General features: G+C 53.3%; 12 protein-coding genes, 2 tRNA genes, 3 rRNA genes, 1 pseudogene and 1 other annotated feature. Of the genes and pseudogenes, 10 read left to right on the plus strand and 8 right to left on the minus strand.

Annotated elements, in window-relative coordinates; all coding sequences use genetic code 11:
- Positions 1-18: 18 nt before the first annotated feature.
- From pheA to bamD, 4 genes are all read right to left on the minus strand, one after another.
- Entirely contained in the window at positions 19-1,182 is a 1,164-nt protein-coding gene (pheA, locus tag GKC68_RS05525) for a bifunctional chorismate mutase/prephenate dehydratase (RefSeq protein WP_028723196.1), read from the minus strand.
- Between the two features lie 22 nt (positions 1,183-1,204).
- Positions 1,205-1,328, minus strand: a sequence feature (Phe leader region).
- Complete coding sequence (locus GKC68_RS05530; RefSeq protein ID WP_193372328.1) at positions 1,280-1,327, minus strand: hypothetical protein; 48 nt, start codon at positions 1,325-1,327, stop codon at positions 1,280-1,282. (Overlaps the previous feature by 48 nt.)
- Positions 1,329-1,428: 100 nt before the next feature.
- On the minus strand, positions 1,429-1,761 hold the full coding sequence (raiA, locus tag GKC68_RS05535) for a ribosome-associated translation inhibitor RaiA (protein WP_028723195.1): 333 nt from the start codon (positions 1,759-1,761) through the stop codon (positions 1,429-1,431).
- 277 nt (positions 1,762-2,038) lie between these two features.
- Positions 2,039-2,770, minus strand: coding sequence for an outer membrane protein assembly factor BamD (gene bamD / locus GKC68_RS05540; RefSeq protein ID WP_064366805.1), 732 nt, complete (start codon positions 2,768-2,770; stop codon positions 2,039-2,041).
- A gap of 129 nt (positions 2,771-2,899) precedes the next feature.
- Between bamD and rluD the strand changes: the two genes are divergently transcribed.
- The 8 genes from rluD (at position 2,900) to rrf (ending at position 13,123) form a co-directional block, all read left to right on the plus strand.
- On the plus strand, positions 2,900-3,880 hold the full coding sequence (rluD, locus tag GKC68_RS05545) for a 23S rRNA pseudouridine(1911/1915/1917) synthase RluD (protein WP_064366804.1): 981 nt from the start codon (positions 2,900-2,902) through the stop codon (positions 3,878-3,880).
- Positions 3,877-4,605 (plus strand): purine nucleoside phosphorylase YfiH, encoded by a 729-nt coding sequence (gene yfiH / locus GKC68_RS05550; protein ID WP_064366803.1) that lies wholly within the window; start codon positions 3,877-3,879, stop codon positions 4,603-4,605. The genes rluD and yfiH overlap by 4 nt, the downstream gene beginning before the upstream one ends.
- Before the next feature lie 125 nt (positions 4,606-4,730).
- Positions 4,731-7,304, plus strand: coding sequence for an ATP-dependent chaperone ClpB (gene clpB, locus GKC68_RS05555; RefSeq protein WP_033778005.1), 2,574 nt, complete (start codon positions 4,731-4,733; stop codon positions 7,302-7,304).
- A 475-nt stretch (positions 7,305-7,779) separates the two neighbouring features.
- Positions 7,780-9,319, plus strand: a 16S ribosomal RNA gene (locus tag GKC68_RS05560).
- A 75-nt stretch (positions 9,320-9,394) separates the two neighbouring features.
- A tRNA-Ile gene (locus GKC68_RS05565) sits at positions 9,395-9,471 on the plus strand.
- Between the two features lie 142 nt (positions 9,472-9,613).
- Positions 9,614-9,689 (plus strand) — tRNA-Ala (locus GKC68_RS05570).
- Positions 9,690-9,896: 207 nt separating this feature from the next.
- Positions 9,897-12,800 (plus strand): 23S ribosomal RNA (locus GKC68_RS05575).
- Positions 12,801-13,007: 207 nt separating this feature from the next.
- Positions 13,008-13,123, plus strand: a 5S ribosomal RNA gene (rrf, locus tag GKC68_RS05580).
- Together the 16S, 23S and 5S rRNA genes with 2 tRNA genes alongside form the textbook arrangement of a ribosomal RNA operon.
- Before the next feature lie 247 nt (positions 13,124-13,370).
- On the opposite strand, the gene GKC68_RS05585 is transcribed toward rrf, so the two are convergent.
- Positions 13,371-13,832 carry an Lrp/AsnC family transcriptional regulator gene (locus GKC68_RS05585; RefSeq protein ID WP_342656656.1) on the minus strand — a complete coding sequence of 154 codons (462 nt, stop codon included), beginning with the start codon at positions 13,830-13,832 and terminating at the stop codon, positions 13,371-13,373.
- A gap of 132 nt (positions 13,833-13,964) precedes the next feature.
- On the opposite strand from GKC68_RS05585, the gene GKC68_RS05590 reads away from it, so the two are divergent.
- Both GKC68_RS05590 and GKC68_RS05595 read left to right on the plus strand, forming a co-directional pair.
- Positions 13,965-15,005 carry a zinc-dependent alcohol dehydrogenase family protein gene (locus GKC68_RS05590; protein WP_342656657.1) on the plus strand — a complete coding sequence of 347 codons (1,041 nt, stop codon included), beginning with the start codon at positions 13,965-13,967 and terminating at the stop codon, positions 15,003-15,005.
- 225 nt (positions 15,006-15,230) lie between these two features.
- Positions 15,231-16,526 (plus strand): MFS family transporter, encoded by a 1,296-nt coding sequence (locus GKC68_RS05595; protein ID WP_028725312.1) that lies wholly within the window; start codon positions 15,231-15,233, stop codon positions 16,524-16,526.
- 44 nt (positions 16,527-16,570) lie between these two features.
- On the opposite strand, the gene pssA is transcribed toward GKC68_RS05595, so the two are convergent.
- The 3 genes and pseudogenes from pssA to GKC68_RS05610 all read right to left on the minus strand — a co-directional run bounded on the left by pssA (position 16,571) and on the right by GKC68_RS05610 (position 20,701).
- The gene (gene pssA, locus GKC68_RS05600) at positions 16,571-17,926 is read right to left on the minus strand and encodes a CDP-diacylglycerol--serine O-phosphatidyltransferase (RefSeq protein WP_028725311.1); all 1,356 of its coding nucleotides are present in this window, start codon (positions 17,924-17,926) and stop codon (positions 16,571-16,573) included.
- Positions 17,916-17,951, minus strand: a pseudogene (locus GKC68_RS05605) (hypothetical protein). The gene pssA and the pseudogene GKC68_RS05605 overlap by 11 nt, the downstream one beginning before the upstream one ends.
- A gap of 74 nt (positions 17,952-18,025) precedes the next feature.
- Positions 18,026-20,701, minus strand: a complete 2,676-nt coding sequence (locus GKC68_RS05610) for a bifunctional acetate--CoA ligase family protein/GNAT family N-acetyltransferase (protein WP_047714616.1) — start codon at positions 20,699-20,701, stop codon at positions 18,026-18,028.
- Between the last annotated feature and the right edge of the window lie 86 nt (positions 20,702-20,787).

Consider the following 20,787-nt stretch of genomic DNA (forward strand, 5'->3'; position numbering starts at 1 on the left):
TGGATGCCTTTTTACTGATTACTTGTCGGGTTCAACAGGAATGATATTTTCGCTGGGGTAACAGCCAAGTACTTTTAAAGAACGCGTCATTGCCCTCAGCTCTTCTAATGCCTGCTGCATCTTTTCAGACTGCAGATTGCCCTGCACATCCAGATAAAACATCTCTTCCCACGGGTTACCGTTAATCGGACGGGATTCCAGCTTGCTCATAATCAGATTGTGCTGACGTAATACCAGCAGCGCGTCAACCAGCGCACCTGCCTGCTGACCGGTTGCCATGATCAGCGTCGTTTTCGCCGAAATCTGATCGGACACTTCGATGGGCTTACGGGCCAGGACAATAAAGCGTGTGTGATTCTGCTGTTGGTTGGCCAGATTACGCTCCAGCACCTGTAACTGATACAGCTCGCCACCGGCTTCGCTACCGATCGCCGCGACCTTAGGTGAGTTCAACGCGGCCACTTTTTCCATGGCAGCGGCGGTGCTTTCGGTGTAGACAATCTTCCAGTGCGGGAAGCGGTTAATAAAGTGGCTGGTCTGCTGAAAAGGCTGCGGATGGCTGTAGACCGTTTCGATCTGTTCAAGGTTGCTCTGGCTACTGACCAACATGCAGTGCTCAATCGGAAGCGTCAGTTCCCCTACGATAGAGAGGTTGGTCTGTTGCAGCAGGTCGTACACATCGTTGATTGAACCGGAGCTGGTATTCTCGATCGGTAAGACGGCGTAATCCGCCGCGTTATTCTCCACCTGCTTGATGATGTCATGAAATTTCAGGCAACCGCATTCAACCATGTTACTGAAATGACGCGCGGCATACTGACGGGCAGCCAGATGAGAGTATGATCCTTTCGGGCCTAAGAAGGCGATGCGGGGCGCATGAGCATGCGTATGGTTGAGGTTTTTTTGCAGCAAGGCCTGCTGAGTCAGAACCGAATCTTCAATCACTAACTGAAACAGGCGGGTAATATATTGCGCATCCAACTGATGTTTTTTACCCAGTACGATGAGGTGCTCAATCAGTGCGCGTTCACGTTCAACGTCGCGGACAGGGCGATGCGTTGCCAGCTTCGCCTTTGCCACCTCCACGGCCAGCAAACGCCGTTCAGCGAGTAACGTCAGTAGTTTTTCATCAACGGCGCTGATTTTATCACGCAGTGCCAGAAGCGGATTGTCCGGGGTCATAAGGCTCACCTGTAAGCTATCCAATAAAAAAGCCTCCCGGTTGGGAGGCTTTGTTGTTCGTCTTCGCTTTCTTTTTACACGACGAATGGCCTCCCAGTCAGGGGAAGGTAAAAAAGAAAGCGAAGAAAAACGACAGTGTTTTCATGACAGATTCCAGAAATAAGCTGTTCTGAGAGTAACCGCACAGATGAAAAGCTGTCAACAAAAAACGCGCCCGTAGGCGCGTCAGGAAGGTGAGGGCAAAACTTACTCTTCGGCGGCGGGGGTAAAGTCTTTCACGCTGGTGGCCGCGCGGCGCGCTTCAGATTTGTGCTGCACTTTATTAAGTTGGCGCTCGAGTTTTGCAATCAGGTCATTGATAGCCGTGTACATATCGTCATGTTTGGCACTGGCGACCAGTGTGCCGTTTGGCGTATTAATCGTGGCGTCTGCCACAAACTCTTTGGACTCTTTCGACAGAACGATATGCGGGTTAATCAGGTCGGTTTGCCACTTTTCTAACTTGGCGAGACGGTCTTCGACGTGTTCACGGATGGCTGGAGTAATTTCCATTTGCTTACTGGTAATGTTCACGATCATTATGCTTACCTCTCTGTGATTGCCGTCGGGATAGATCCAGCATAGCGCGATAATTCTGTATTTGTGTGATTTTGATCACAAAAAAATGTCACTTTTTGTCAACCAAGGCAAATTGTGAGAAAGGGCGAGAATGTGGCCGAAAAGCCTTGAAGCTAAGGCCTTATCAAGGCATTCTTGATGGGTTAGCTCAACAGGTAAATCAATATTTTGCCTGTTTTATGCGCATAAAAAAGCAGCCTCCAGGGCTGCTTTTTTTGTGGCTCATCGCGCGAACGTCTCAGTCGTTGTTCGCTGCGATAATTTTTGCGACTTTATCCGCCTCGGCGTTCAGTTGCAGCTGGCGATAGGCGTTTTCCATCAGCGGTAACGCATCGTGCGTCGCCTGCGTGTCCGGATAATCGCGCATCATGCCTTCAACACGGTTAACAACCGCGACATAGGCCCCACGCTTGGTATAGAATTGCGCCACTGAAAGCTCATATTTTGACAAACGGTCTTTCAGATAGACCTGACGTTTGTAGGCATCAGCTGCATATTGGCTGTTTGGATAGCTGCGCAGCAGCTGTGCAAAGTCCCGGAATGCATCACGAGCATGGGTAGGGTCGCGGTCGGAACGGTCGATGCCGAAAAAGCCCTGCAATGCCGAATCATCCAGCGCCATATCCGTCAGCCCTTTCATATAGATGACGTAATCGATATTAGGATGCGTAGGATTTAAACGCATAAAGCGGCCGATGGCGGCCTGCGCCATCGGCAGATCGGCATTTTTATAGTACGCGTAGATCAAATCCAACTGAACCTGCTGCGAATAGGGACCGAATGGATAACGATTATCCAGCGCTTCCAGTTGCTTAATCGCCGCTTTAAAGTTACCGTCCTGCAGCTTTTGTTGCGCTGTAGCATAGATTTCAGAAGGCGGGTTGTCCGGTACCGCGTCATTTGAGCCGGAACAACCAACAAGTGCCAGGCTCAGTGTGGCTGCAGCCACCAGATATTTCATACGCGTCATGACGAAGTGATTATCCTCAAAATGTTATGGCGGAAGCTGTCCGTATAGCTCCCGGTAATGACCAGGTACGATAGCACATTATATTAAACGGCATCGCCGTAAAACCCAACGTTAACGAAGAAGCTGTATATGGCACAACAAGTTCAACTCACCGCAACGGTATCCGAGTCACAACTCGGACAACGTTTAGATCAAACTTTGGCGGAATTGTTCCCTGATTATTCACGTTCCCGCATAAAAGAGTGGATCCTTAACCAGCGCGTCAGTGTCAACGGCACTGTGACTGATAAGCCGAAAGAAAAAGTGCTCGGCGGCGAGCGCGTGATCATCGATGCTGAGATCGAAGAAGAGCAGCGCTGGGAACCCCAAAATATCCCGCTGGATATCGTCTACGAAGATGAAGATATCATTGTCATCAATAAACCTCGTGACTTTGTGGTGCATCCGGGCGCGGGCAATCCTGATGGCACCGTACTCAATGCGCTGCTGCATCACTATCCCGCCATTGCCGATGTGCCGCGCGCGGGCATCGTTCATCGCCTGGACAAAGATACAACCGGGCTGATGGTCGTGGCGAAAACCGTCCCGGCGCAAACGCACCTTGTTGACGCCCTTCAGCGCCGTGAAATTACACGTGAATATGAAGCGGTCGCCATCGGTACGATGACTGCAGGCGGCACAGTCGATGAACCGATTAGCCGTCACTCGACTAAACGTACGCATATGTCCGTGCATCCCATGGGGAAACCGGCTGTCACTCACTATCGCATTATGGAGCACTTCCGTGCTCATACGCGGTTGCGTCTGCGCCTGGAAACCGGCCGTACGCACCAGATCCGTGTGCATATGTCGCATATTAATCATCCTCTGGTGGGCGACCCGCTTTACGGTGGCCGTCCGCGTCCGCCAAAAGGCGCATCGGAAGACTTTATTAGCACGCTGCGCGGGTTTGATCGCCAGGCGCTGCATGCGACGATGCTCCGGCTTTACCATCCTATTTCTGGGATTGAGATGGAATTCCATGCCGCGATACCTCAGGACATGATTGATCTGATTGATGCGCTGAAAGCGGATACAGAGATGTTCAAGGATCAGCTGGACTGGCTATGAGCCTGATCATTCCACAATGGCCGGCACCCGATCGGGTGCGTGCCGTCTCAACATTACGGCGGGGCGGCGTGAGCGAGGGGAACTGGCGTTCGCTTAATCTCGGCAGTCATGTCGGTGACAGGCTGCATCATGTGGCAGCCAACCGTGAGCGGCTTGTAGCGCTTGCGGCGTTGCCCGCGATGCCGCAGTGGCTGGCGCAGGTTCATTCAACCGACGTTGCCAGCCTGAGCGCAGGGGGAACCGCGCCGCTACAGGCGGATGCTTGTATCACGCGGGAAACGGGCGTGGTATGTGCAATCATGACGGCTGACTGCCTGCCTGTGTTGTTTTGTTCTGATGACGGCCGTGAAGTTGCTGCGGCGCATGCAGGATGGCGCGGGCTATGTGGCGGCGTACTGGAAAATACCCTGGCACAGTTTCAGGCTGCGCCCGGCAATATTCACGCCTGGCTTGGGCCGGCCATTGGTCCTGATGCGTTCGAAGTCGGTGCAGAAGTGCGTCGCGCGTTTATGGATCACGATCCTGAGGCCGCTGCCGCTTTTCGTCCGGCGGGGGAAAAATTCTACGCGGATATCTGGCTACTGGCCCGTCAGCGGCTCCATGCTGCAGGCGTGAAATCAGTGAGCGCGGATTCACGTTGTACCTTTAGCGAGCAGGACGATTTTTTCTCCTATCGTCGGGATGGCATCACCGGCCGTATGGCAACTTTAATTTGGCTGTTATAGTCTTAGCCCGTAAGACGATCCAGACAGCGCGTTTTTTAGTCCTGTTTCAGGTCATTAACCTTGAATATTTGAGGAATGACCTCATTTTAATCTCCAGTAGCATTTGACCTGTAATGGGAGGAATTATGCGTCTGGATCGTCTTACTAATAAATTTCAACTCGCTCTGTCCGACGCGCAGTCTTTGGCTCTAGGACACGATAACCAGTTTATTGAACCCTTGCACCTGATGAGCGCGTTGCTCAAGCAGGAAGGGAGTTCCGTTGCGCCCCTGTTGTCCTCAGCCGGTACTGACGTAGCATCGTTACGTACGCAAATTGATCAGGCTATTGACCGTTTGCCTCAGGTAGAAGGCAGCGGCGGAGATGTGCAGCCATCATCCGACCTGATCCGAGTGCTTAACCTGTGCGATAAGCTGGCACAGAAGCGCAACGACAACTTTATCTCATCAGAATTATTTGTTTTGGCAGCCCTGGATTCACGTGGCTCGCTGGCGGACATATTGAAATCTGCAGGCGTCACCAACGAAAAGCTCACCAAAGCGATTGAACAACTTCGTGGAGGCGACAACGTGAACGATCAGGGTGCTGAAGATCAGCGTCAGGCTTTAAAGAAATATACGATTGATCTCACCGAGCGCGCTGAGAAAGGCAAGCTCGATCCGGTGATTGGGCGTGATGAAGAGATTCGCCGTACCATCCAGGTACTGCAACGTCGTACCAAAAACAATCCCGTGTTGATTGGTGAGCCCGGCGTAGGTAAAACCGCCATCGTTGAAGGGCTGGCGCAGCGCATTATCAACGGTGAAGTGCCGGAAGGGCTGAAAGGCCGCCGTGTGCTGGCACTGGATATGGGCGCGCTGGTGGCAGGGGCTAAATACCGTGGTGAATTCGAAGAGCGTCTGAAAGGCGTGCTCAGTGACCTGTCTAAGCAGGAAGGCAACGTCATTCTGTTTATTGATGAGCTGCATACCATGGTGGGCGCCGGCAAAGCAGATGGGGCAATGGACGCCGGCAATATGCTGAAACCTGCGCTGGCGCGCGGCGAATTACACTGTGTCGGCGCTACCACGCTGGACGAATATCGCCAGTATATTGAGAAAGACGCAGCGCTGGAGCGCCGTTTCCAGAAAGTGTTTGTCGCAGAGCCCAGCGTTGAAGATACCATCGCGATTTTGCGGGGGTTGAAAGAGCGTTATGAGTTGCACCACCATGTGCAGATCACTGACCCTGCTATCGTCGCGGCAGCAACGCTTTCTCATCGCTACATAGCCGATCGCCAGTTGCCAGATAAGGCAATTGACCTGATTGATGAGGCGGCATCCAGTATCCGTATGCAGATTGACTCCAAGCCGGAAGCGCTGGATCGTCTGGAGCGCCGTATTATTCAGCTGAAGCTGGAACAGCAGGCGTTAAAGAAAGAGTCTGATGATGCCAGCGTCAAACGTCTGGATATGCTGGAAGCCGAGCTAAACCAGAAAGAGCGTGAATATGCCGAGCTGGAAGAAGAGTGGAAAGCGGAAAAGGCCTCGTTGACCGGCACGCAGAATATCAAAGCGGAGCTGGAGCAGGCGCGCCTTACCCTTGAGCAGGCACGTCGCTCAGGCGATCTGGCACAGATGTCTGAACTGCAGTACGGTAAGATCCCGGCGCTGGAGAAACAGCTGGCTTCCGCTACACAGTCTGAAGGCAAGACGATGAAGCTGCTGCGTAACCGCGTAACGGACGTTGAGATTGCCGATGTTCTGGCGCGCTGGACCGGTATTCCGGTTGCCCGCATGATGGAAGGGGAGCGCGACAAACTTCTGCGTATGGAGCAGGAACTGCATTCACGAGTCATCGGACAGGATGAAGCGGTTGAAGCGGTTTCCAATGCCATTCGCCGTAGTCGCGCAGGTCTGGCCGATCCTAATCGTCCTGTCGGGTCGTTCCTGTTCCTGGGCCCCACAGGTGTGGGTAAAACGGAACTGTGTAAATCACTGGCCAACTTCCTGTTCGACAGTGACGATGCGATGGTTCGTATCGACATGTCAGAATTTATGGAAAAACATTCTGTGTCGCGGCTGGTGGGTGCACCTCCGGGTTATGTCGGCTATGAAGAGGGCGGCTATCTGACTGAAGCGGTTCGCCGTCGTCCTTATTCTGTGATCCTGTTGGATGAAATCGAGAAGGCGCATCCCGATGTCTTCAATATTTTGCTGCAGGTGCTGGATGATGGCCGGTTGACGGACGGACAGGGGCGCACCGTTGATTTCCGCAATACGGTCGTGATCATGACCTCTAACCTGGGCTCAGATTTAATTCAGGAACGTTTCGGCAATCTGAATTATCCAGAGATGAAAAATCTGGTGATGGGCGTAGTGGGGCAACATTTCCGTCCAGAGTTCGTGAACCGTATTGACGAGGTCGTGGTGTTCCATCCGCTGGGTGAGAAACACATTGCGTCTATTGCACAGATTCAACTGCAGCGGCTGTACAAACGCCTGGAAGACCGAGGCTATCAGCTGCATATCTCTGATGCGGCGATCAAACTGTTGGGCGAAAACGGTTATGACCCGGTTTACGGTGCGCGTCCACTGAAACGCGCTATCCAGCAGCAGATAGAAAACCCACTGGCACAGCAGATTCTTTCTGGTGAGCTGATCCCGGGCAAAGTGATTGAGATGGACGTAAAAGACGACGTCATTACTGCCCACCAGTAAAGGCACATTGATTAAAAACGGGCGTTACGCCCGTTTTTTGTACGTGGAATTCGTGGTTTTGGCTTTTTTTAAAGCGCATTGCCTGGAAAGTAATCACTCGAAAGATTTATTTGAATTAGCGCTTGTCAGCCCGAAATATTTGCCTATAATGCGCCTCCACTGACACGGCACAACGGCTTACGTAACGCGGTGTTCAGCAGGAGGCTCCCAGGAGTTTCCGCCGGAGAAAAACTTCTGAAAAAGAGGTTGACTCTGAAGGAGGAAAGCGTAATATACGCCACCTCGCAACAGACGGTTAACCCGCTGTGCGCACTGCTCTTTAACAATTTATCAGACAATCTGTGTGGGCACTCGCAGGATTGATATCAGCGTCTCCGGACGTAAAAAATATCAAGTCTTAAGAGTGAACACGTAATAAATTCATTACGACGTTTTCCTTGAGCATCGCTGCACTGGTTGCAGCAAATCAAACTTTAAATTGAAGAGTTTGATCATGGCTCAGATTGAACGCTGGCGGCAGGCCTAACACATGCAAGTCGGACGGTAGCACAGAGAGCTTGCTCTCGGGTGACGAGTGGCGGACGGGTGAGTAATGTCTGGGGATCTGCCCGATAGAGGGGGATAACCACTGGAAACGGTGGCTAATACCGCATAACGTCGCAAGACCAAAGAGGGGGACCTTCGGGCCTCTCACTATCGGATGAACCCAGATGGGATTAGCTAGTAGGCGGGGTAATGGCCCACCTAGGCGACGATCCCTAGCTGGTCTGAGAGGATGACCAGCCACACTGGAACTGAGACACGGTCCAGACTCCTACGGGAGGCAGCAGTGGGGAATATTGCACAATGGGCGCAAGCCTGATGCAGCCATGCCGCGTGTATGAAGAAGGCCTTCGGGTTGTAAAGTACTTTCAGCGGGGAGGAAGGCAATAAGGTTAATAACCTTGTTGATTGACGTTACCCGCAGAAGAAGCACCGGCTAACTCCGTGCCAGCAGCCGCGGTAATACGGAGGGTGCAAGCGTTAATCGGAATTACTGGGCGTAAAGCGCACGCAGGCGGTCTGTTAAGTCAGATGTGAAATCCCCGGGCTTAACCTGGGAACTGCATTTGAAACTGGCAGGCTTGAGTCTCGTAGAGGGGGGTAGAATTCCAGGTGTAGCGGTGAAATGCGTAGAGATCTGGAGGAATACCGGTGGCGAAGGCGGCCCCCTGGACGAAGACTGACGCTCAGGTGCGAAAGCGTGGGGAGCAAACAGGATTAGATACCCTGGTAGTCCACGCCGTAAACGATGTCGACTTGGAGGTTGTTCCCTTGAGGAGTGGCTTCCGGAGCTAACGCGTTAAGTCGACCGCCTGGGGAGTACGGCCGCAAGGTTAAAACTCAAATGAATTGACGGGGGCCCGCACAAGCGGTGGAGCATGTGGTTTAATTCGATGCAACGCGAAGAACCTTACCTACTCTTGACATCCACGGAATTCGGCAGAGATGCCTTAGTGCCTTCGGGAGCCGTGAGACAGGTGCTGCATGGCTGTCGTCAGCTCGTGTTGTGAAATGTTGGGTTAAGTCCCGCAACGAGCGCAACCCTTATCCTTTGTTGCCAGCGATTCGGTCGGGAACTCAAAGGAGACTGCCGGTGATAAACCGGAGGAAGGTGGGGATGACGTCAAGTCATCATGGCCCTTACGAGTAGGGCTACACACGTGCTACAATGGCGCATACAAAGAGAAGCGACCTCGCGAGAGCAAGCGGACCTCATAAAGTGCGTCGTAGTCCGGATCGGAGTCTGCAACTCGACTCCGTGAAGTCGGAATCGCTAGTAATCGTGGATCAGAATGCCACGGTGAATACGTTCCCGGGCCTTGTACACACCGCCCGTCACACCATGGGAGTGGGTTGCAAAAGAAGTAGGTAGCTTAACCTTCGGGAGGGCGCTTACCACTTTGTGATTCATGACTGGGGTGAAGTCGTAACAAGGTAACCGTAGGGGAACCTGCGGTTGGATCACCTCCTTACCTGAAGATACCTTCCCGCGCAGTGCTCACACAGATTGTCTGATAGAAAGTCACGAGCAGAAAAAAAACCTCTACAGGCTTGTAGCTCAGGTGGTTAGAGCGCACCCCTGATAAGGGTGAGGTCGGTGGTTCAAGTCCACTCAGGCCTACCAACTTCGCACTCATGCTGCGTTATGTCTCCGGCTCGCATAGTTCACTATGCTTCGCGGACACACGCCTTGCCTGAGTACGAAGTGCATTTCTCACGAAGTGCACGCGGTTGAGTGGTGGTAGTGGTATCTGCAGTAACTGTATGGGGCTATAGCTCAGCTGGGAGAGCGCCTGCCTTGCACGCAGGAGGTCAGCGGTTCGATCCCGCTTAGCTCCACCATACTCACTACTGTATTTTTTTCTGAAAATACTTCAGAGCGTACCGGCAACGGTGTGCTGCGAAGTATTCTGCTCTTTAACAATCCGGAACAAGCTGAAAATTTGAAACGACACAGGGTCGCATTCTTCCGTAATAAAGAATGATGACAATGTGTTCGAGTCTCTCAAAAGCTCATGACACGCGGCGTAAAACGCCTGTGGGTTGTGAGGTTAAGCGACTAAGCGTACACGGTGGATGCCCTGGCAGTCAGAGGCGATGAAGGGCGTGCTAATCTGCGATAAGCGCCGGTAAGGTGATATGAACCGCAATAACCGGCGATACCCGAATGGGGAAACCCAGTGTGACTCGTCACACTATCATGCAGTGAATACATAGCTGTATGAGGCGAACCGGGGGAACTGAAACATCTAAGTACCCCGAGGAAAAGAAATCAACCGAGATTCCCCCAGTAGCGGCGAGCGAACGGGGAGGAGCCCAGAACCATCATCAGCTTGTGCATCAGTGGAAGCGTCTGGAAAGTCGCAGGGTACAGGGTGATACTCCCGTACACAAAGGTGCACAGGCTGTGAGTTCGATGAGTAAGGCGGGACACGTGGTATCCTGTCTGAATATGGGGGGACCATCCTCCAAGGCTAAATACTCCTGACTGACCGATAGTGAACCAGTACCGTGAGGGAAAGGCGAAAAGAACCCCGGCGAGGGGAGTGAAACAGAACCTGAAACCGTGTACGTACAAGCAGTGGGAGCACCTTCGTGGTGTGACTGCGTACCTTTTGTATAATGGGTCAGCGACTTATATTCTGTAGCAAGGTTAACCGTATAGGGGAGCCGCAGGGAAACCGAGTCTTAACTGGGCGTTAAGTTGCAGGGTATAGACCCGAAACCCGGTGATCTAGCCATGGGCAGGTTGAAGGTTGGGTAACACTAACTGGAGGACCGAACCGACTAATGTTGAAAAATTAGCGGATGACCTGTGGCTGGGGGTGAAAGGCCAATCAAACCGGGAGATAGCTGGTTCTCCCCGAAAGCTATTTAGGTAGCGCCTCGTGAACTCATCTCCGGGGGTAGAGCACTGTTTCGGCTAGGGGGCCATCCCGGCTTACCAACCCGATGCAAACTGCGAATACCGGAGAATGTTATCACGGGAGACACACGGCGGGTGCTAACGTCCGTCGTGAAGAGGGAAACAACCCAGACCGCCAGCTAAGGTCCCAAAGTCATGGTTAAGTGGGAAACGATGTGGGAAGGCCCAGACAGCCAGGATGTTGGCTTAGAAGCAGCCATCATTTAAAGAAAGCGTAATAGCTCACTGGTCGAGTCGGCCTGCGCGGAAGATGTAACGGGGCTAAACCATGCACCGAAGCTGCGGCAGCGACACTATGTGTTGTTGGGTAGGGGAGCGTTCTGTAAGCCGTCGAAGGTGTGCTGTGAGGCATGCTGGAGGTATCAGAAGTGCGAATGCTGACATAAGTAACGATAAACAAGGTGAAAAACCTTGTCGCCGGAAGACCAAGGGTTCCTGTTCAACGTTAATCGGAGCAGGGTGAGTCGACCCCTAAGGCGAGGCCGAAAGGCGTAGTCGATGGGAAACAGGTTAATATTCCTGTACTTGGTGTTACTGCGAAGGGGGGACGGAGAAGGCTATATCAGCCGGGCGACGGTTGTCCCGGTTTAAGCGTGTAGGTGTGTGTTCCAGGCAAATCCGGTTCACTTTACACTGAGGCGTGACGACGAGGCACTACGGTGCTGAAGTGATAAATGCCCTGCTTCCAGGAAAAGCCTCTAAGCATCAGGTAACACAAAATCGTACCCCAAACCGACACAGGTGGTCAGGTAGAGAATACCCAGGCGCTTGAGAGAACTCGGGTGAAGGAACTAGGCAAAATGGTGCCGTAACTTCGGGAGAAGGCACGCTGTCGGTAGGTGAAACCCCTCGCGGGTGGAGCTGAAGGCAGTCGAAGATACCAGCTGGCTGCAACTGTTTATTAAAAACACAGCACTGTGCAAACACGAAAGTGGACGTATACGGTGTGACGCCTGCCCGGTGCCGGAAGGTTAATTGATGGGGTTATCCGCAAGGAGAAGCTCTTGATCGAAGCCCCGGTAAACGGCGGCCGTAACTATAACGGTCCTAAGGTAGCGAAATTCCTTGTCGGGTAAGTTCCGACCTGCACGAATGGCGTAATGATGGCCAGGCTGTCTCCACCCGAGACTCAGTGAAATTGAAATCGCTGTGAAGATGCAGTGTACCCGCGGCAAGACGGAAAGACCCCGTGAACCTTTACTACAGCTTGACACTGAACACTGAGCCTTGATGTGTAGGATAGGTGGGAGGCTTTGAAGCGTGGACGCCAGTCTGCGTGGAGCCAACCTTGAAATACCACCCTTTAATGTTTGGTGTTCTAACGTAGGCCCGTAATCCGGGCTGCGGACAGTGTCTGGTGGGTAGTTTGACTGGGGCGGTCTCCTCCCAAAGCGTAACGGAGGAGCACGAAGGTTGGCTAATCCTGGTCGGACATCAGGAGGTTAGTGCAATGGCATAAGCCAGCTTGACTGCGAGAGTGACGGCTCGAGCAGGTGCGAAAGCAGGTCATAGTGATCCGGTGGTTCTGAATGGAAGGGCCATCGCTCAACGGATAAAAGGTACTCCGGGGATAACAGGCTGATACCGCCCAAGAGTTCATATCGACGGCGGTGTTTGGCACCTCGATGTCGGCTCATCACATCCTGGGGCTGAAGTAGGTCCCAAGGGTACGGCTGTTCGCCGTTTAAAGTGGTACGCGAGCTGGGTTTAGAACGTCGTGAGACAGTTCGGTCCCTATCTGCCGTGGGCGCTGGAGAATTGAGGGGGGTTGCTCCTAGTACGAGAGGACCGGAGTGAACGCACCGCTGGTGTCCGGGTTGTCACGCCAGTGGCACTGCCCGGTAGCTAAGTGCGGAAAAGATAAGTGCTGAAAGCATCTAAGCACGAAACTTGCCCCGAGATGAGTTCTCCCTGAGCCTTTAAGGCTCCTGAAGGGACGTTGAAGACGACGACGTTGATAGGCCGGGTGTGTAAGCGCAGCGATGCGTTGAGCTTACCGGTACTAATGACCCGTGAGGCTTAACCTTACAACGCCAGAGGCGTTTTGGTTGAGAGACAGAGAATTTTCAGCATTGTTTCCCGGATAAAGAATCTGCGGAAACGCACGATTTTGCGGCGTGACAAGGCGCAGAGCGAAGACATCAGCGGGAGCATACAGAAGTATGTGACCGGTGTGGCTGAGCGATGGCAACGCGGTCACGGTGTAAAAGAGGCGTTTCGGCACAAAGAATTTGCCTGGCGGCTGTAGCGCGGTGGTCCCACCTGACCCCATGCCGAACTCAGAAGTGAAACGCCGTAGCGCCGATGGTAGTGTGGGGTCTCCCCATGCGAGAGTAGGGAACTGCCAGGCATCAAACAAGTAAAGAAGCCCTGAACTGACGTTCAGGGCTTTTTTACGTCCGTCGTCTGGCGCATGGTGGGGCTCAGCGAGCAGCAAGGCAGAATCTTATGGCCGCTTAAATCCTCTTAAGCCCGATATCCTACGCTGCTGCTTGCACTGAACCGTCTGGTAAGACTCCCTCCATTGTCGCCCGGTACCGTTTCTTTGCATAAATTCTTCAGGCCCACCCTCCCGGGGCAGAAAGTAAACCGTTCCCTCAGACCGGCAAAGGATGACTTTTCTTCACTTCCCGCAGCGAAATTGAAGAGTTAATGCTCAGGATCCCCGGCAGTTTGCGCAGTTCCTTCTCAATAAACAGGCTGTAATGATCTAAGTCCCGCGCGACCACCTGTAAAAGAAAGTCGGCCTCGCCTGTAATGTTGTGACAAGACAGCACATAAGGATTGGCATTAATTCTCTCTTCGAAGTCTCGTGTTACCGACTCACTGTGCTGGCTGCAGACCAGACGGACGAAAGCCATCACGCCAAACCCCACTTTTCGACGGTTCACCACTGCCTGATAACCTTCAATAAAGGCCTCGTCCTCAAGCCGCTTCAGGCGCCGCCATGTTGAGGCAGGGCTCATATCCAAATCCTGTGAAAGCTTCAGACTCGATACTCTGCCGTCTTTCTGCAGATAGCGCAGTAATGCCACATCTTTCTTATCAAGTATGCTCACTGAAATACCCACTCAATATTGATGTAGTTAATGAAAGATAATTTCATAATCATTTATCCCTCTGCAATACGAGAAAAGTAATTTCACTGCCTGTCGGTATACTTTTAGTACAGTACTTAAGAGGGTTTACTAATGAAAGCGGTTATCTACGAATCATTTCTGTCACCACCCGTCCTGAAAACGCTACCGGATCCCACCCCCGATGCCCACGGCGTTGTGATTCAGGTAAAAGCAACAGGGGTTTGCCGCAGTGACTGGCATGGCTGGGTAGGTCACGATCCTGATATTCCTTTACCCCATGTGCCGGGACATGAATTCGCCGGCACGATTGAAGCGGTCGGCAGCGCGGTAACGAAGTGGCAACCGGGCGATAATGTCACGGTGCCTTTTGTCGCGGGATGCGGCCTGTGTCATGAGTGTCATTCAGGTAACCAACAGGTCTGCGATCATCAATTCCAGCCGGGATTCACTCACTGGGGTTCCTTCGCAGAATATGTCGCAATACAGCAGGCAGATTTAAATCTCATCGCCCTCCCGGATACGCTGAACTTCACTACAGCCGCCAGTCTGGGGTGCCGGTTTATCACCGCATTCAGGGGCGTAGTTGATCAAGGGAAAACGTCTGCGGGTCAGTGGCTTGCTGTTCACGGCTGTGGCGGCGTAGGCCTTTCCGCCATTATGATTGCCAATGCGCTTGGGGCTAACGTCGTCGCGGTGGATATTTCAGAGGAAAAGCTGCAGCTGGCACGCGATCTGGGTGCCGTCGCCGTGGTGAATGCCTCACACGTGCAGGATGTAGCAGAGGCGGTCAGGGACATCACCCAAGGCGGTGCACACGTTTCTGTTGATGCTCTGGGCCACACGGCGACCTGTATCAATTCTATCAACGCACTACGAAAAAGAGGTAAGCATGTGCAGATCGGCCTGATGGCAGGTGAGCATAGTGCGCCGCCTATTCCGATGGCGCGCGTTATTGCCAACGAACTGGAAATAATTGGTAGCCATGGCATGCAGGCTCATCGCTATGACGTGATGATGAATATGATTCATGCGGGAAAGCTGCGACCAGAAAAACTGATTGGCAGAACCATCACCCTGGAGCAATCCATAGAGGCGTTAATAAATATGGATAAGTTTGCCTCACCGGGCGTGACGGTAGTGACTGCGTTTTAACGCCTCCAGCGATAGCCTTCTCAGCGGCATGACAGCGTTCCCCACATGCCGCTGAGAACGTCTTCAAAGGGAAAAACGCCCTAAAATATCGCCTAATGATTTCAGTAAATTAACAACACACGTCACATTTTGTCATCTCAGGACAACACCTCTTTCCGTTTTATTCCCGTCCATGCTTTACTCAACGCTTTAACGCTGCTTATCAGCAAGGAGCCGAGGCATAGCATGTCAGACGTGAACAATCATCCCCACGCGCAGTTGCTCGACAGAAAAAAACGTATCTGGGCCATCGTAGGCGCATCCTCAGGTAATCTGGTCGAATGGTTCGACTTTTATGTGTACTCATTTTTCTCACTCTACTTTGCCCATATCTTCTTTCCGCAAGGGGATACCACGACCCAGTTACTCCAGACGGCAGGCGTGTTTGCGGCAGGCTTTTTAATGAGGCCGATTGGCGGCTGGTTATTTGGCTATATTGGCGACCGCCACGGGCGCAAAAAATCGATGCTGATTTCGGTTTGCATGATGTGTTTTGGATCGCTGGTGATTGCTTGTTTGCCTGGTTACGACAGTATTGGGATAGCCGCGCCAGCCCTGCTGTTACTGGCACGAATGTTTCAGGGGCTGTCAGTGGGCGGTGAATACGGCACAAGTGCAACCTATATGAGTGAAGTGGCCCTGGAAGGGCGCAAAGGCTTTTATGCCTCCTTTCAATACGTCACCTTAATTGGTGGGCAGTTAGCCGCTGTGCTAACGGTGGTGGTGCTGCAGTTCATCTTAACCGATCAGGAACTACGCACATGGGGCTGGCGCATCCCGTTCTTTTTAGGCGCTGCGCTGGCCGTGGTGGCGTTATGGCTGCGCCGCTCTCTGGACGAAACGTCCGATAAACAGAGCCGTGAGCATCGGGATGCCGGTAGCGTCATTGGCCTGTTACGTAATCACACCAAACCCTTCCTGATGGTGCTGGGCTTTACGGCGGGCGGTTCGTTGAGCTTTTACACCTTTACGACCTACATGCAAAAGTATCTGGTAAATACCTCAGGCATGGATGCGAAAACCGCCAGTGCATTGATGACCGGTGTGCTCTTCGTCTATATGCTGCTGCAGCCCGTTATTGGCGGTTTGTCGGATAAAATAGGCCGACGCACGTCCATGATGATTTTCGGTGCCGGTGCGGCAATCTGCACCGTGCCCATCCTCACCCTGCTGCAAAACGTACAGAGTCCGGGCATGGCATTTGTTCTGATTATGCTGGCACTGCTTATTACCAGTTTTTACACCTCGATCAGTGGCATTCTCAAAGCTGAGATGTTCCCGCCGCAGGTGCGAGCGCTGGGCGTCGGGCTGTCTTATGCGGTGGCGAATGCCATTTTTGGCGGTTCAGCGGAGTACGTGGCGTTATTGATGAAACACCATGGCATGGAAACGACGTTCTTCTGGTATGTCTCTGGGATGGGCGCGCTGGCGTTTCTGGTTTCGCTGCTGCTCCACCGGCATGGGAAAGGAATTAAGCTGTAGCAGAGGATAGGAGTGCCGCAGGCAGGCTGCGGCATTCTGAGGATTTACAGTATGCGGCTGATGAGGCGGTCAATACGAATACGGCGTAGGCGTCGAATCAGTTTACGGACCTTCGCCGGATAGTCAGCAATACTTTCCAGCTCACGGAAATGCTTCACCACGGTAGTGTGTTGGCGAATCAGCATCAGCTCATGCTGTCGCTGATCGGCCAACTGCTGGTGCGGATCGTGGATGAGCACTGCATTTTCCAGATCCAGCCGCCAGGCGCGCGGATTCAGATTGTTGCCGGTAATGAGCTGCCACTCATCGTCAACCCACATGCCTTTCAGGTGATAGCTGTTTTCACCGTCTTTCCATAAACGCACGGTCAGCTGCCCGTTGCTAACGTAGTACTGCAGCCGGCTTAAAAAGCGACGTAGGTTAATTTCGTAGAGGTAGGGCAGGGCACCGATGATCTTAAATGGCTGATCGGGAGCGATATAGAAGTCATTCGCTGTTTTATCACCCACGATGATCTCAACGTCACGACCCTGACGTAGCAGGCCAATGATATTGCGCACCAGCAGCGCAGGCAGGTTGAAATACGGGGTGCAGATGGTGAGCTTCTTTTCAGCACAGGGCATCAAATGGAAAATGGTCTTGTTCAGCAGGCTACGCTTGCCCAAGCCGACCAGTGGCGTCACGGTGAGTTCATCGTTGCCGGCGTTGCCTTCAAACTGATAGTTGAACCCGCGCAGGTCCTGACGAAACTGACGCGTTTCATTTTTAATTTCCGGACTGGAAGGGCGCTCAGCATAGTCCAGGCGATTGACTGCCTCGGCGTCTTTTAAATGGTGATTGATCCATTCGAACATGGTGTCGGCCAGACCCGCATTGCGGATGACCTGATAGCGGTCATAACGGTATTTGTCATGCTGATGCAGATAAACGTCATTAATGCTGGCACCGCTGTAGAGCAGGGTATCATCAACAATGAAACCTTTAAGGTGCAGGACGCCCAGCGCTTCACGGGTATTAACCGGAATACCATAAACAGGAATGACGTGATCGGGATGCTGCTGTGCCATGTCACAATACCAGTCGGCATTGGTGACGCCCCGCGCGGCGCCAATACGGCCACGTTGGGCACGGTGCCAGTCGACTAAAATACTGATGTCGAGCTGTGGGCGAGCGAGTTTCGCGGCATACAGTGCGTTCATGACGGCGCGGCCCGCATCGTCATTTTCCAGATAGAGTGCGACGATACAAATGCGCGATTGCGCTGACGCAATCTTTTCCAAAAGCGTCTCACGAAATTCGGCGGGCGAATAAAGCGTCGACACATCCGCAACAGATTGTGACAGTTTAGGCAGCTGTGCGAGGTGTTGTTGGTGTTTATTGCGTTTAAATTTAGACAACATCACAGTGCACTTCTTCTCGGTTCATTGTATGGCCTTTTGCCACCAAATCAGGGTCATAACGCTAAATAATAACATCAACCGCGACGAACTGGGCGATTTTTACTTTTCTCTACACGGCAAACTGACATTATCCTGTAACAAAAGCTTAAGACTGACAATGCCATCGTCCATCTGGACATCCACGTCAAAGTTGAGTTTTTTTGCCAGCGTCACCATGCCGCGGTTGCCGGGCATGGTAATGCCATTCAGTTGCTGCAGGCCATGCGCGCGGGTGTAACGGATCATTTTTTCCAGTAAACGTCTTCCCATCCCCAGCCCTTTAAGATCGGAGCGCACCAGCACCGAAAACTCGGCATCAACGTTGTCTGCATCCGAAATCGCACGGGTCACACCGATGATTTCCGGCTGCCCCTGATGCTGCCGAACGGCAACAATCGCCATCTCCCGGTCGTAGTCAATCTGCGTCATATTGGCCAGATCGTCATGGGTAAATTCATTAATTTCGCTAAAGTAGCGGTAGTAAAGATCTTCTTTCGTCACCTGGCTGATAAAGTCACGCAGCAGGGGTTCATCTTCCGGCAGGATAGGGCGGAATAAGCAGTGCTGACCGTCCTTCAACTCGACCTGTTCTTCCAGGTGCTGAGGATAGGGTCGGATGGCCAGACGCGTTTCGTTATCACCGTCAAAAGGCGCAAGCGTCAGCGTAACGTCCAGTAAGGTGAAATCACTACCAGCCGCCAGCAGCGGATGAATGTCCAGCCGTTGTATTTCCGGGCAATCTACCACCAGGTTAGAGACCTGCACCAGCAGTTGGCTCAGGCCAGCGACATCAAGCGGAATCAAGGCACTTCGGCTGCGGACCTTGCCGCTTTTTATTGCCTGGATCACCAGATAGCGCGCCAGAGTCATATTCAGCGGCGGCAAAGCAACCGCCGCCTGTTTCTCTGCCTGCCATTCTACGCCGCCTTCACCCAGCATGATGATGGGGCCAAACAGCGCATCCTGCTCCACCACAATCCGCAGCTCCTGGGCACCAGCCCGGTTCGCCATGCTCTGCACCACCAGTCCTTCAATGCGCGCGTGCGGCAGCGTCTGCCTGACCCGATCAATAATCGCGTCCGCCGCGCGTTTAACTTCGGCGGCGTTACGCAGGTAGAGCATGACGCCCTGCACGTCGGACTTATGCGCCACATCGGGCGAACGGAGCTTCAGCGCGACCGGATAGCCGGTTTGTTCAGCAATCGTGACGGCGTCCTCACTGTCTTTTGCTATCCAGGTGGGTAACGTCGCGAGGCCGTAAGCTTTAAGAACGGGCTGCACTTCGTGCGTATCCAGCGACAGGATCCCCTTATCCAGCGCCTGAGACAGCAGCTGGTGGGCCTGAGCGCTGTCCTGGGTCAGGTTTACCGGCAGGGCAGGAGTTTCCCGCAACAGTTTCTGGTTACGCCGGTATTCAACCTGATGCATAAAGGCGGTGACGGTGCCCTCCGGCGTTCGCCAGGTGGGAATGCCGGCCTGAGTAAAAGCACGGCGCGCCGCCTGAGAGGAGAATTCGCCGCACCAGTTGGTCAACAGCGTGAGCTGTTTTCCGCGCGGATGCTGGTGAATGAGCTGAATGATTTTCTCTGCGGTTTCGGTCGCCGGGGCAACAGCGCTGGGGGCATGAATAATCATCAGGGCATCTAAATCATGGCTGTCGAGCAGGACGGCCAGGCAGGCCAGATAGCGTTCCGGCGTTGCATCGTCCTTTAAATCGACCGGGTTGCCGTGCCCGACGCCCTCCGGCAGAACGGCACTAAGCTGCTCTATGGTTTGCTCGCTCAGCGTGGCGAGCTTACCGTTGCGGGCATAGAGTTCATCTAACGCCAGCGCGGCGGGCGCGGCGCCATTGCTAATAATCATCAGCCGGTGCCCGCGTGGTGGACGCATATGGCTCAGGGACTCAACTGCGGTGAACAGCTCGTGCGTATCCTGCACCCGTAACAAGCCCGCACGCTGGATCGCCGCATCCCAGGCGGCATCGAGACCGCTGTGCGTACCAAGCAGCGCCTGTGCCTGGCGACTGCGGCCGCTTTTAATAATCAGAATAGGTTTGTTACGGGATGCGCTCCGGGAGGCCGACACAAACCGGCGGGCATCGCTAAGGTGTTCAAGATAAAGCAGAATCGCGCTGGTTTTGCCGTCACGGGCCAGAAAATCCAGCAGATCGTCCACGTCGGTATCCAGGCTGTCGCCTAAGGCGATAAACCATGAAAAACCCAGGTTACGTTGCTGCGCCCAGTCAAGAATGGTGTTGGAGACGGCTGATGACTGCGATATGAAGGCAATACGGCCTTTGGCGATGGGAACAGGAGAAAAGCTGGCGTTAAGCCCCTGCCACGGGGCCAGCAATCCCAGACTGTTTGGGCCTAACAGTCGGATCTGCCAGCGGCTGGCGCAGGCTTTTAATTCGGCAAGCTGACTGGCGGGGGCGGAGAGGATGATGCAGGCTTTACAGCCTTTCTCGCCGAGCTGTTGTAACAGCGCCAGATTTCTTTTGTGATGGGTACAGATCACCGCCAGGTCGGGGGCGAAGGGCAAGCTGTGAATATCCGGCCAGGCCAGCACGCCGCTAACGGCTTTATATTTTGGCGTCACCGGCAACACCGGGCCGCTAAAGCCGCCCGCCAGCAGATTACGCATCATAAAATAGCCTGCCCGTCCCGGCTTGACCGAGGCGCCGATTACCGCAATTGATTTTGGTCTTAACAGCGCTTCCAGTCCACGTTGACTCATCACCTTCTCCATTCGTCGGCATTTAGGGGAGTGTAAACGCTTTTGGGCTTTTTTACCGTCGGGCAGATCCCAGCCTGAATAATGAC

Source organism: Pantoea sp. RSPAM1, assembly GCF_038816185.1.
In the GTDB taxonomy this organism is placed as follows: Bacteria; Pseudomonadota; Gammaproteobacteria; order Enterobacterales; family Enterobacteriaceae; genus Pantoea; species Pantoea ananatis.

Coding starts and splice junctions, on each gene's coding strand:
- pheA (WP_028723196.1), bottom strand. CDS start 1,182: ATGACCCCGGACAATCCGCTTCTGGCACTGCGTGATAAAATCAGCGCC.
- raiA (WP_028723195.1), bottom strand. CDS start 1,761: ATGATCGTGAACATTACCAGTAAGCAAATGGAAATTACTCCAGCCATC.
- bamD (WP_064366805.1), bottom strand. CDS start 2,770: ATGACGCGTATGAAATATCTGGTGGCTGCAGCCACACTGAGCCTGGCA.
- rluD (WP_064366804.1), top strand. CDS start 2,900: ATGGCACAACAAGTTCAACTCACCGCAACGGTATCCGAGTCACAACTC.
- yfiH (WP_064366803.1), top strand. CDS start 3,877: ATGAGCCTGATCATTCCACAATGGCCGGCACCCGATCGGGTGCGTGCC.
- clpB (WP_033778005.1), top strand. CDS start 4,731: ATGCGTCTGGATCGTCTTACTAATAAATTTCAACTCGCTCTGTCCGAC.
- GKC68_RS05590 (WP_342656657.1), top strand. CDS start 13,965: ATGAAAGCGGTTATCTACGAATCATTTCTGTCACCACCCGTCCTGAAA.
- GKC68_RS05595 (WP_028725312.1), top strand. CDS start 15,231: ATGTCAGACGTGAACAATCATCCCCACGCGCAGTTGCTCGACAGAAAA.
- pssA (WP_028725311.1), bottom strand. CDS start 17,926: ATGTTGTCTAAATTTAAACGCAATAAACACCAACAACACCTCGCACAG.
- GKC68_RS05610 (WP_047714616.1), bottom strand. CDS start 20,701: ATGAGTCAACGTGGACTGGAAGCGCTGTTAAGACCAAAATCAATTGCG.